10 protein-coding genes are annotated in these 12305 nt (G+C 45.0%); all 10 read right to left on the reverse strand.

Features of this window, described 5'->3' with window-relative positions; translation table 11 throughout:
* Positions 1-630: 630 nt before the first annotated feature.
* A complete protein-coding gene (locus dnm_RS18110) occupies positions 631-2010 on the reverse strand; it encodes an efflux RND transporter periplasmic adaptor subunit (protein ID WP_207678321.1) in 1380 nt (459 codons plus the stop codon).
* A 260-nt stretch (positions 2011-2270) separates the two neighbouring features.
* Positions 2271-2663 (reverse strand): PilZ domain-containing protein, encoded by a 393-nt coding sequence (locus dnm_RS18115; RefSeq protein ID WP_207678322.1) that lies wholly within the window; start codon positions 2661-2663, stop codon positions 2271-2273.
* A gap of 18 nt (positions 2664-2681) precedes the next feature.
* Entirely contained in the window at positions 2682-3446 is a 765-nt protein-coding gene (locus tag dnm_RS18120; protein WP_207678323.1) for a ZIP family metal transporter, read from the reverse strand.
* A 343-nt stretch (positions 3447-3789) separates the two neighbouring features.
* Positions 3790-4260, reverse strand: coding sequence for a thioesterase family protein (locus tag dnm_RS18125; protein ID WP_207678324.1), 471 nt, complete (start codon positions 4258-4260; stop codon positions 3790-3792).
* A gap of 104 nt (positions 4261-4364) precedes the next feature.
* Positions 4365-4685 carry a YbjQ family protein gene (locus dnm_RS18130; protein WP_207678325.1) on the reverse strand — a complete coding sequence of 107 codons (321 nt, stop codon included), beginning with the start codon at positions 4683-4685 and terminating at the stop codon, positions 4365-4367.
* Between the two features lie 15 nt (positions 4686-4700).
* Positions 4701-4904 (reverse strand): hypothetical protein, encoded by a 204-nt coding sequence (locus dnm_RS18135; RefSeq protein WP_207678326.1) that lies wholly within the window; start codon positions 4902-4904, stop codon positions 4701-4703.
* 32 nt (positions 4905-4936) lie between these two features.
* Positions 4937-6004 carry an AAA family ATPase gene (locus dnm_RS18140; protein WP_207678327.1) on the reverse strand — a complete coding sequence of 356 codons (1068 nt, stop codon included), beginning with the start codon at positions 6002-6004 and terminating at the stop codon, positions 4937-4939.
* Positions 6005-6485: 481 nt separating this feature from the next.
* Positions 6486-6905, reverse strand: a complete 420-nt coding sequence (locus dnm_RS18145) for a DUF3592 domain-containing protein (protein WP_207678328.1) — start codon at positions 6903-6905, stop codon at positions 6486-6488.
* 492 nt (positions 6906-7397) lie between these two features.
* Entirely contained in the window at positions 7398-10997 is a 3600-nt protein-coding gene (locus dnm_RS18150; protein WP_207678329.1) for a proline dehydrogenase family protein, read from the reverse strand.
* Positions 10998-11054: 57 nt separating this feature from the next.
* Positions 11055-11789 (reverse strand): aspartate/glutamate racemase family protein, encoded by a 735-nt coding sequence (locus tag dnm_RS18155; protein ID WP_207678330.1) that lies wholly within the window; start codon positions 11787-11789, stop codon positions 11055-11057.
* Positions 11790-12305: the final 516 nt, after the last annotated feature.

A 12305-nucleotide genomic window follows, 5' to 3' on the forward strand; every position in this document is an offset into this window, starting at 1 on the left:
CGGGTTTCTTTTTCGGGCAAATATTGTGAGCGGCGGAGAAACCCGGCTTTTTCCTGCAAAGAAGAGAGCGTCTTCCCGGAAAAACCCGGGTTTCTTTTTCGGGCAAATATTGTGAGCGGCGGAGAAACCCGGCTTTTTCCTGCAAAGGAGAGATCGTCTTCCCGGGAAAAGCCGGGTTTCTTTTTCGGGCAAATATTGTGAGCGGCAGAGAAACCCGGCTTTTTCCTGCGAAGAAGAGAGCGTCTTCCCGGAAAAACCCGGGTTTCTTTTTCGGGCAAATATTGTGAGCGGCGGAGAAACCCGGCTTTTTCCTGCGAAGAAGAGAGCGTCTTCCCGGAAAAACCCGGGTTTCTTTTTCGGGCAAATATTGTGAGCGGCGGAGAAACCCGGCTTTTTCCTGCGAAGAAGAGAGCGTCTTCCCGGAAAAACCCGGGTTTCTTTTTCGGGCAAATATTGTGAGCGGCGGAGAAACCCGGCTTTTTTCTGCAAAGAAGAGAGCGTCTTCCCGGAGAAACCCGGGTTTCTTTTTCGGGCAAATATTGTGAGCGGCGGAGAAACCCGGCTTTTTTCTGCGAAGAAGAGAGCGTCTTCCCGGAAAAAGCCGGGGTTTTTTTTCGGACAAATATCAAATTACTTGACCGCTGATTTTCCTGTGGCTTCGGCAATAAGACGTTCACTGAGAGCTTTGTCTTGTCTGGGATTAAGAAGCATCCCGTCAATGGCCGGGATCAGATCAGACACAACAAGCCATTCATCCGGCTTTAATCCGGCTTTAATGGCGTAAAAATTCGTTTGCGGAAAATCAACAGTGACTTTTTTTCTCTTCAGACGATTTTCCGAATTTGCCACATACACATGTCCCTCATGAAGGGCAGATCGCGGAATAATAACGAGTTTCGGAATTGGCCGACCTCTCAGTTCAACTTCGCAGAACATATTGCGAACCAGGGGAGGGCGGACACCAAAAATAATTTTTTTATAAGAATCCTCCACAGAAACAATAACCCCGACTGTTCGAGTCTGCGGATCAATTGTCGCATCAATCCGGGAAACCTCCGCTTTCCAGTCCGCGTACATATCGCCGGTCCGAAGCCTCACAAATGCGGATAAGCCTAAGACTTCCGATATATCCGAAGTGGTTAAGGCAGAAAATGACGGCGGCTGATCCGCGGATTTAAACAAGTTACGCATTTTATCCATAGGAATCTGAGCCGTAATTTCAGATGTCCTGGTTCCGTCAGCAGTGGCAATGACCTGACCTTTCTGAACAAACTGGGTCACTTCAACCTTTACATCGGTAATACGGCAGTTAAACGGCGATCTGATCGTGGTATATTCAAGATCAAGCCTGGCATCTTTAAGCTTCACTTGGTTTAGCGCAAGATTTGCCCTGAGGGCTTTTCGATTCGCGGGAATGAGATTCACTGAGTTTTTCAGGTTTTGAATTCTGGTCAGATGGGCATAATAGTTCACTTTTTCCTGATCGTATTGGGAAGCTGAAATGGTCTTCTTTTCAAAGAGCTGTTTTCGACGATTCAGTTCTTTTTTGCTGAGTGACAGTGATTTTTCTTCAATCTCCAGCAAGGTTTTATAATTTTGTTCTTTGGAGTCAAGTTCTGCAAGTTGTGCTTTTATGCTCTGGATGCTGGCTTCCATCTGAGCAATGGCTAAATGATATTTTGCAGGATCAATACGGATCAGCACGGCCCCTTCTTTGCAAAGCGATCCTTTTTTGAACACGGGGCTGACTTCTGTAATCTTGCCGCTGACTTGTGCAACTGCCTGCCATGCCTGTCCGGGTAACACATAACCATAGCCGATGGCCCTTGGAATGACATCAGCCGTCTGTGCCTGTATCACTCGGACGGTACGGGCTTTTTCCTTCAACTCTGAATGTTCAGGTCCCTTGCGTGCGCGCACCAGCCCCGACACAATGACAACGGAGATGATTATCGGAATGATAATGAGAATGCGCCTGAACATATCTTTTGAAATTATTTTGCGTCTCATAACAAAGACTCCTCGAACTTAAATTAATATCCCCCTGTCCTCTTTCAAAGGGGGAAAGGCCATAATGATAATCCGATCTCTGTTTCTCATTTGAAGGAAAAAACAGGGATATTTTTGATATTATTCGATAGTCATTTTTTTTGACTCGGTTCGGACAAAAAAACTTGATTATCGAGTATTGATTATTTTTTTTAGAAAGGCGGGTTATGTTGCGCCCCTGTTCTGCAAACAGATATGAATGTCGCGAGTTTTCCGAAACCTCAGAATTGGGGATATGGCTCCGGCGGAACAAATTCAAATCCAAAGCGATATCTCCCGTTGGAAAGTCGTTTCACCCATATAAGATGTGCCCGATGCTGATGCAATTCATCTTCAAGTTCAAATTGCATTTCAAAAGGCAAATCTTCGCACAACTCGAAGCATATCCCTCCCTCGGAAATATTAATTCCCTTTGCCCTGATGATATCAAAATCAGCTATAAATTCAATATCAGCATGGAGTCTTCTCCTCGGCGGACGGGTGATTGGCTTGTTCGAATTTTTATTCTCATCAGATTCCAATTGGATGATCTTTGATTCAAGTTCGGCCATCTGATGACGCATGAGTTCCAATTGTTCAATAAGCTCTGTTTTTGTTTTTTGATAAATTTCCATAGGAAAGCTTCTTTCTGATTAGCCCAGCAGATTATCCATTGCCATCATAATTACAAATCCGATCATAACGCCGAACGTCGCCAGGCGTGATTTTCCTTTTGAATGGGTTTCCGGAATGATTTCATCACTGATCACAAAAAGCATGGCCCCTGCGGCAAAAGCCAGCCCCAACGGTAAGACAGGATGAAAAAGAGTTACAGCGGTCACACCTAACAGACCCCCGACCGGCTCCACCAGTCCCGTCAGCGTAGCAATGCCAATGGCCTGCCATCGGCTGTAACCCAGCCCTATAAGCGGCAATGCCACTGCCAGACCTTCGGGCATGTTCTGGAGTCCTATTCCCACGGCCAGACTGGTTCCCGCGTTAATATCACCGCTGCCAAATCCCACACCGACAGCCAACCCTTCGGGAAAATTATGAATCGTAATGGCAATAACAAACAGCCAGATTTTTTTCAATGAACTGGCAGGGCCTTCATGTCCCATAAGAAAATGCTCATGGGGCAGCCAGTTGTCAATTCGATCTAAGCAAACCGCTCCGAGCAGCATTCCGAATACAACAATATAAACCCCGTTGCCAGGCCATATCAGGTCGCCATGTTCGATACCGGGGACAATCAAAGAAAATGAAGTTGCCGCAAGCATGACGCCGGCCGCTCCGCCAAGCATGGTATTCAGTATCTTATCCGGAACATTTTTAAAAAACAATGCTGGTAATGCACCGACGCCGGTGGCAATGCCGGCCAGTGTGCTGGCTATAAGTCCGATTATTATCACATCCATCTTTTGAAATCCTCCTGATCCTGGATTAGGAAAAAGCCCTGCATATCTCGTTCCCACGGTTCGCGTGGGAAAGCAGGACCTGACGCTTTGCGTCCGGCCACGGCGGATTCCGGAATGCAAAGCGTCTCCGGGGTGTTTCCACACGAACCATGGGAATGAGAATTTGCCGGGGGCCTGTGCAGAAATCTCAATCTGGTGATAACTATAGATTTTAAAAAAATTTGTTAGTCCGGAGTGCCAAACTTTCAGTTTGGCAATATTTTCGAAGCCCGGAAAACGGACGCTTCCGCCAAACTGCAAGTTTGGCACTCCGGACACTTTTTTTCTTAAAGCCTATAAAAGATTATCCTACCATATATGTCCCTGTTCCGGCAGCGATCAGCAGGTCTTTGTCATTACGAAATTCGGTGCGTGTGACAGCCACTTTATTCCCTGTCCGCAAAATCGAAGCGTTTGTGAGAAAATATTTCCCCCTGCCACCTCTGAGATAATCAACCCGCAGGTCAATAGTCCCCACTCTTGTAAGCCGTGCGATTATCTCGTCTGAAGATCGTCCCTCCATTTTTTTCAGTATTCCCATCGAGGCCATCATCCCTCCGGTCAGGTCTATGACTGCTGATATTACGCCACCATGCAAAATCCCTTTTGCAAAATTTCCTATAAAATCCTCTTTCATATTAATTCTTACACAAACACCGTCCGCCTCCAAAGAGACGACCTGTATGCCAAGATGTTTGTTAAACGGCAGCTTGTCTTCATATACTTCACGAAGTACGTTTAATAAATTGGAAAAATCTGCTTTTTTATCGGACATAACTGTAGTTCCTTATTTTTTTGGGGGGTGTTAGGTGTTTGGTGTTAGGTGTTTGGTATCTTCGGCTTTGTTTCTCTTAACACCTAACACCTAACACTTAACACCTAATTCTCTTTTTTCTTCAATTTAACAGCGGTTCCATACGCGAGCAGCTCTGCTGATCCCTGCATCACGGATGAAGTCATAAGGCGTAAACATACAATTCCGTCAGCCCCTTTGTTTTTTGCCTGGGAGATCATTCTGTCAATGGCCTGCTCCCGGGATTCTGCCAGCATTTTTGTATATTCGCTAATCTCGCCGCCGATAAGTGTCCGTAACCCGGCAAGAATATCTTTCCCCACATGCCTCGCCCGGATGGTATTGCCTTTTACAACGCCCAATGTCTCAATGATTTCATACTCACCAAACTGATCCTGAGTTGTCATTAACATCTTCGCCCCTTATTTCTCAACATTTTTTGAATAATAATCATCCTCTTTATTCTCCAATCTGTCCTTTACGACTTTCGCAAAGAGAAGGCCCACACCGATGATGGCGAGTAAGCCGATGAGTCCGAAGGGAAAAGCGGCAATCATTCCGACCAGCATTCCGATGAGATAAATACCGGCCACAATCAACAGCAGGATATAACCGATTTTTTCCATTATGATATGCCTTTGAGATTGGTTGTCAGTTGTCAGCTAATTTTATGTTTTCTCACTTTTTCAAATTGCCGAAAAAATACATCCGAATAATCAATGACCTGAAATGTGTTGATCTCTTCATTTCGAGCCAATATTTTAACATTCTCTTTTGGTGTCGAGGCAATAATATGAGATGAATGTGTTGCAACGATAACCTGGTTATTTTCACCGATATTCTCATATATCTTCAGAATTTTTTGCTGCCAGGCCGGATGAAGCGAATTCTCCGGCTCGTCCACCAAAATAACGGAATTATTGACCTCAAACATCTTTAATGCCATGATGCGGAAAAAAAGTTGTTTCTCACCGGAAGACAGCCCATTTATGTCAAATTCTTTCCCAGTCTTATTTTTGAAAATGGGCATACGTGATCCATCTTTTTTTAATCCCACGAGTTTTGATTCCAAGTCCAATTTTTCAAATATGGAATTGATATCATCACAGGCTTTTCTGATGGACTCTCTGGGAGGAATATCTTCATTCTCATATACTTTTTTATCAATAAGGGTTCCAAAATAATCAGGAATAAATTTTGCAATATTCTCATCAACCTCATTAAAAAAATGATAGACATATTTATAAGGTCTGGCTGTTATTTGTATCCGATCAAAATTGATCTCCGAAGGCAGATAGATAAGCTTGGGCAACTGATGAAGATTATTTTGTTCTGATTTATCATGCAGAGGATTTTCCGCATACGTCTCAAAAACATTAGTGATATTTTCTCTGTATCCGCTCTCAGGGGTGAGTCTGAATTTCTGTATAGTTTCATTTTCAAAGGATGTAAAAAAAGGGACAATATATTCAGAAGTATCCGAGTCAAGATAGAATTTTTCTCCTAATTCGGGTATGGCCAATCCCTTAAAAGATTCTTTTAAATAAGGTCTTACGATTCCTTTTTTAAGCAGTCCTTTCATACAATTAAGAATCGTTGTTTTGCCTGACCCGTTAATTCCGGCCAATACTATCGTATCTGAAGGATTTTCCTCCGGATCAGTGAAATCTATATCAATTGTTCCAAAAAGAGGATGATCTGTTAAATGAAGTCTTGCGATTTTCATAAGCCAAGTCGTATTTTTAATGTATAGAAAACGATAAAAATGAAAGAATCAGCAGCTCAAAAAAGTTTCTAATACAGCAACTTGTAAATTCGTCCCCCCCTGTTTTAAGGATAACTCCTTTAAATTATTAAGAGCCGGAGGGGGACGGATTTATAAGTTGTTGTACTAGTTCAGCGTTCAGACGGCTGTCACATAGATAGGTGTTTGTTTTTAGCAAAGTTCCCTGTTCTCCTGATATTGTGACATTTGAGCGAGTGATGCGGATTCCCTGAGTGAGAATGTATGTTCCGGCTTTTGATGCTGACCGTTCCGAGTGCGGCCGGTAACGACTCAATGGATTTCTGAATGCCCTGAACATCAGAGACATCTCTGACACCGGCAGTCACCGAAAAGCAGTGACAGTTCTCAAAAAATGATAAAGGAGCCGGCTTTTCAAGTCAGGTGAATTCAGTTGTCAGGCTTTATATAATGACAGCAATCATCAGATTTTGCAAACGCCAAAAACAATAAGCCAAATTGCAAGCATTAATCCAATAATATTACCGAAGTTCCATCCACGTTGAAGACATGACTCTTTCGGCTTTTGAGGATTATAATAGACCCGCACTTTCTGTCCGATTCTGTAACAACTGAGCGTGTCTCTTGCATCGCTGAATGAACCCTTTGTGACTGATAAACCAACGCCTATTCGGACGACATTATTATGATACATTTGTCCCCGCACTTCGTATTCATAATAAATTTCTGCGCTTTCATAACCTCTCTGACCCGTGATAAGATCAGTTTGCATGATTCTGCCAGAGATGCTTTCCCAGGATAATGTCTGATGGCTTTTGAACATACAGAGAATACTATAGACTCCGAGCATACCCCCAAAGATAGTTAAGATATTAAATTCCATATCTTGATAACTCCCTTTCTTAAACATAAGAATCTGTTTAGGCTGACAAGGGCTTCGTAAACTCGCAACCTCGTCCGGGATGTTTTTCAGATCACCGGTGCCAAATGTTTCGGACGGGGTTGCAAACCCCGTCCCGCAACCAAACCCCGTCCGACGAATCTGCTATAAATATTTAGGCTGACAAGGGCTTCGTAAACTCGCAACCTCGTCCGGGATGTTTTTCAGATCACCGGTGCCAAATGTTTCGGACGGGGTTGCAAACCCCGTCCCGCAACCAAACCCCGTCCGACGAATCTGCTATAAATAAAAAGAATGAGTAGTGATGATTTTAGCCAGATGCATATGGGGTCGGGGGGTAAATTTAAAAATCTGGCAACAAGTACAAGGAACTTGGATAAGAAAAGGAAAAAATTCCCTTTCTTATCCAGCTTCCTTGTAGTTTTGTTCTGTTAGAGGGTGTTTGAAAAGTACACCCTCTTAGGAAATACTTTTTTACAAAACCGCCCGCTCTCCCAAATTCCCATACCGGTGATAACTGTCACAGATACTCTGTTGCTGAAAATACTGCAAAAGTTCGATTTGTCCCTCCATCATCACCTTTGTCCGGGCGATATAGAGTCCTGTCTTTGCGGCACCATCAAATACCGCGTTCGGAACCCGTTCCGGCGCGGCATAACGAATACGCTGAATCAGAGGGATCATTTCAACAACATCCTCATCCGTCTGAAAAAGAACAGGTTCTTTGCCGACAAACTGTTTTCCTTCTTTCCCGTGGAGAAATGCGGTGATCTCATTCTCCAATCCCTTTGGAATACTGACAATGAGTTTGCATCCTGAAATCTTCACAGCGGCAATTCTCGCCAGCACATCAAACAGGCTGTCCTCCTCGTGCATACGCACCACCACTCTGCCCACAGGCAGATACCGCAAAATATTATCCTGTCCCCGAAGATGAAAATAGTCGTGTTCCTGAGAAAATTCCTGCTCTGTATGATACAGATAACTCTTAACCGCACAAATCGTCTTTCTCAGGTCTGCCTCAAATTCGGAAAGCCCTCCCCAGTCCAGTTTTTGCTTCCATTCCTGTGCAATTCTCAGCAGCGCATAATCATTTTTAATCGCGCGGACCCGGGGAAAATCCGTTTCCTTAAAATCCATGAACTGAGCCACATAACTCGGACTGCCTGCTTTGATCCCCGCGCCCAGGGCGGATTTTCCCATGCCCCCAAAGGGCTGGCGCAAAACAATTGCGCCGGTGGTTCCCCGGTTGACATACAGATTTCCTGCTCTCACCTGATTTTTCCAGTGATTCTGCTCCCGTTTGTCCAGACTCTCCAGCCCCGAGGTCAGTCCGTACCCGGTCTGATTCACCAGTTCAATGGCATGCTCCAAGTTCTTCGCGGACATCACACCGATGAGCGGGCCGAAAAACTCAGTCATATGGGTATAGCTTCCCGGACTCACCCCCCATTTGATACCAGGCGTCCACATGCAGGGATTATTGCGGATGTTTTCAGGTTTCAACGCCCACGATTCCCCGGGTTCCAATTCTGTGAGGGCTTTTTTCAAGTCTCCCTGAGGCGGATGAATCAGCGCGCCCATTTTGTTATGAAAATCCCAGGCAGAACCGACATTACAGCTTTTTGCCGCATCCACAAGCTGTTTTTTGAATCGTTCATCCTTATACACTTCTTTTTCAAGAATGACCAGGGAAGTGGCGGAGCATTTCTGTCCGCAGTTGCTGAAGGCCGAATGGATGATATTTTTGATGGCCTGATCCCTGTCAGACATGGCTGTGACAATGGTGGCGTTCTTTCCGCCGGTTTCCGCAGCCAGAAAAATCCCGGGCCGTGTCTCCAAAATTCTCAGCCCGGTATTTGTTCCGCCAGTTAAAATGACAAAATTCACATCAGGATGGGCGGTCAGTTTTACGCCAGTTTCGGACCCGGAACAAGGGAGAAACTGCAAAACATTCTTGGAGATTCCCGCCTTCCAGAAACACTGACACAATTGCCACGCTGTCAGCACTGCGGCCGAAGCAGGTTTGAATATCACGGTGTTTCCGGCCGCAAGACTTGCAGCAATCCCGCCGCAGGGAATGGCAATGGGGAAATTCCACGGGGAAATGACCAGGCCCACACCTTTGCCCTGGCATTCCACATTATTTAATTCCGCGTATGCTTTTACAGAATGCGGGTAAAATTCCGTAAAGTCAATGGCCTCGGAAACCTCCGGATCAGATTCGGTAAAGACTTTGCCAGTATTGGCAGCGGCCGCTCCGAGGAGATCGCCCCGGGACCGGCGCAATTCCGCAGCTACCCTGGAAAGTATCCTGTGACGTTCCTCAGCCCTTTTTTTTCTCCATCCGTCCGGATCCGCCTTTGCAATGGTCACAGCCCGAATGACATCCTCCTCATTTGCCATAGCATATCGCGCGGTGCAAACTTTTTCTTTCTGAGAAGCGTCAAAGCATTCTTGGGTCTCTCTGCCATGATATACGTCAAGTCCTGCCACAATCAGCGGAATCTCCGTGGGAATATCCTCCGGCCCTTTTTTCCATTTGTCCCGGATGGCTTCTGCCCATTTTCGGTTGGTTCCAAGGGACCAGTCCGTATCCGGCTCATTGCTAAATTCCCCCTCATAAAAGGTTCCCTTTTTTTCAGAAAACGATTCTTTTAATCTGTTTTGAATGCGGTGAGGGGTCTGGCCAGGTTTGTCCCTGTGTTTACAAGAGGCAAGAAATTGCTCTCTGAGGAAATCCCATTCTTCGGAACCGACTTGTAATTTGGGCGAATAACGGAGAAAATTTTCCTCAGCCGTGTTTTCATCCAGGCGGCGGATGAGATAGGCAATCGCGCTGATAAATTCCTGTTTGGTGGCAACAGGTGCATAAAGCACCATTTCCTCCGACGTTTCCTGAATAGCCCGCCGCACATGATCGGCCATGCCTTCCAGCATTTCAAAAGAAAAGTATTCCGTGACGTTATTTTGTTGAGCCAGTTTGTAGGCATAAGCCAGATCAAACAGATTATGCGAACCAATTCCCAGGTGAACTGCCCTGATATTTTCCGATTCCATGCCAAAGGCCACCATTCGTTTATAATTGGCATCCACATCCGGTTTGTTGTCATAGGTCGCCAGGGGCCAGTTGTTCAGGGCAGACTCCACCTGTTCCATTTCCATGTTCGCGCCTTTGACAATACGGAGTTTGATCGGCGCTCCGCCATCTGTCATCCGGCTTCTGGCCCACGCGGTGAGTTCCTGCTGAATGGGATATGAATCCGGGAGATATGCCTGTAGTACTATGCCCGCGGAATGATTTTTAAACTCTTCTCTGTCCAGCGTTCCTGTAAATGCAGCCACCGTGATCTCCAAATCCCGGTATTCTTCCATATCCAGATTGACGAATTTCGGAACCCGGGTGCCGTCATTTCGAATAAAATGGTTATCTCTGGCAGCTCTGTAAAGCCGGGAAAGACGCTCTTTCAGAACCCCCACGGTATGATCAAAGCCAAGGGATTGGATTTGAGAATAGATGGTTGAAATCTTTACTGAGATATATTCAATTTCAGGACGTTTCAGGTCCTTCAGATAGGTACTCAGACGGGAAAGTGATTCTTCCTCTCCGAGAACTGCTTCTCCCAGATGGTTGATATTCATGCGAACGCCCTCGCTTTTCCTTTTCTCCAAGTGCGCATGAAAAATCTCTTTTTCTCCCGGAATCACGGAGCGGCTGCTGTCATCCCGCATTTTATCCACCACCCGGGGAACCGAAACCTGAGGAACATGTCTGCCAAGACCGAGGAACAGCTGCAGGAGCAGCTTATCCCCCATGGAAAAAAACTCAGGAACGCCGTACTTCTTCAGCACATAACTGATCTGATCGGCCACACGGCTGTTGTTATGGGAGCGAAAGCTCTGGTCAATCATTTTCGTCATGACAACTTTGTCCATGGGATGAGTCAGCAGACGCTTCATCTGCTTCTGAATGGTCTTTTCTTCGGAAGTTAATAAGTCATTGGCTCTTTTCTGCCATGTCTCAGCCAGATAAACAGCTTCTTTCGCCAGTTTGTCAGAATGTTGTGTGTCCATGAAAGTTGTCTCCTGTAATATCTGAGTGTCCGGTGTTCGGGAATGACACAGAACGTCTTACATAAAACCTTGAAATTCCGTTCTTATTAAAGCTGAGTGAACATAGTGTATCATGGTGATAAAATCAAATACCGGAAGACTAAGTTCTTTTTGTACTGCATAAGCGTAAGGGGACAGATCACCGCATTCCAGCAGGACAGCGCCCATGTCAAAATTCTCGGTGATGAGTTGTTTTGCAACGCCAACCACTTCTTTTTCTATCCGAGCAGAATCAAGGCTTCCTTTTTCTTCAAGTATTGCTTCTCTGAATTCTTTTTGCCCCTCCATCCCTCTGATGGCCAGAGGTATTTCTCTGTTTACGCCAATTGATATGAAATAGTCGGGGGTCAGGCACCGTGAATCAGAAGTGATAATGCCGATAGGCCGTTTTATCGTTTGGTAGATAAAGGGTATTTGAAGAAGGCTTGACAGAAACACAGGCACGCCAATGACATCTGAGACTTCTTTTTGGAAAAGCGTCATAATGCCGCCCGTGCCTGTGATCGCCTTGACACCTTCATTTTGCAGTTCAATGGCAGCGTCAATGAGGGGGCTTAACAAGGTTCTGTCCTTTTCTTTAAGGATACGTTCGACGCTGGCTTTTTCAACAATTTTATATCTGACAGGGAAAGGAAAGGTCGTGGCATTCGCCACATTGCCAGGAATGCAGGGATAAAAGGTGTTTGGCGTTAAAATGCCAATGGACTGCCCATACCAGGACTGCTTCTTATTTAGTGTGTGATATATCGTCATATTTTCATCATCCGGCGAACTGTACAGTTGTGAGGGGTTTTTAACGAATCAGGATCACAGATAATCCTTTAGTCAGGCATCCTTTATTTTATATGAAAGTGTTAGGTGTCAGGTGTTAGGTGTCAGGTGTTAGGTGTCAGGTGTTAGGTGTCAGGTGTTAGGTGTCAGGTGTTAGGAAAAATTACAAATTTTTCATGCTTCGTTGTGACCGGCAGATCATGGCCGTTTATATGAAAGCGTGTCAGGTGTTAAGTTTTAAGTGTTAAGTGTCAGGTGTTAAGTGTCAGGAAAAAATGCAAAATTTTCATCCTTTGTTGTGTCCGCGGGACATGGGAGTTTATATGAATTGTCCGGCGTGCCAAACTTGGGCGATTTCCGGAAAAGAACATACTGTTTTTTAGCCAGAAAAATTAACCTCCTAAAAAAACCAAGTTTTTTATATATGGCATACAGATATCAAATTGTCAATACCTTTGAATATATTTTACTGATATTATAAAACAATTCTTTAAATTC

This window comes from Desulfonema magnum (assembly GCF_017377395.1).
Classification (GTDB): domain Bacteria; phylum Desulfobacterota; class Desulfobacteria; order Desulfobacterales; family 4be13; genus Desulfonema_C; species Desulfonema_C magnum.

What these genes read in the sequence shown, in the direction of transcription:
- dnm_RS18130 (WP_207678325.1), bottom strand. Translation starts at nt 4,685, where the DNA reads ATGACAACTCAGGATCAGTTTGGTGAGTATGAAATCATTGAGACATTG.
- dnm_RS18135 (WP_207678326.1), bottom strand. Translation starts at nt 4,904, where the DNA reads ATGGAAAAAATCGGTTATATCCTGCTGTTGATTGTGGCCGGTATTTAT.
- dnm_RS18150 (WP_207678329.1), bottom strand. Translation starts at nt 10,997, where the DNA reads ATGGACACACAACATTCTGACAAACTGGCGAAAGAAGCTGTTTATCTG.
- dnm_RS18145 (WP_207678328.1), bottom strand. Translation starts at nt 6,905, where the DNA reads ATGGAATTTAATATCTTAACTATCTTTGGGGGTATGCTCGGAGTCTAT.
- dnm_RS18110 (WP_207678321.1), bottom strand. Translation starts at nt 2,010, where the DNA reads ATGAGACGCAAAATAATTTCAAAAGATATGTTCAGGCGCATTCTCATT.
- dnm_RS18140 (WP_207678327.1), bottom strand. Translation starts at nt 6,004, where the DNA reads ATGAAAATCGCAAGACTTCATTTAACAGATCATCCTCTTTTTGGAACA.
- dnm_RS18125 (WP_207678324.1), bottom strand. Translation starts at nt 4,260, where the DNA reads ATGTCCGATAAAAAAGCAGATTTTTCCAATTTATTAAACGTACTTCGT.
- dnm_RS18115 (WP_207678322.1), bottom strand. Translation starts at nt 2,663, where the DNA reads ATGGAAATTTATCAAAAAACAAAAACAGAGCTTATTGAACAATTGGAA.
- dnm_RS18120 (WP_207678323.1), bottom strand. Translation starts at nt 3,446, where the DNA reads ATGGATGTGATAATAATCGGACTTATAGCCAGCACACTGGCCGGCATT.
- dnm_RS18155 (WP_207678330.1), bottom strand. Translation starts at nt 11,789, where the DNA reads ATGACGATATATCACACACTAAATAAGAAGCAGTCCTGGTATGGGCAG.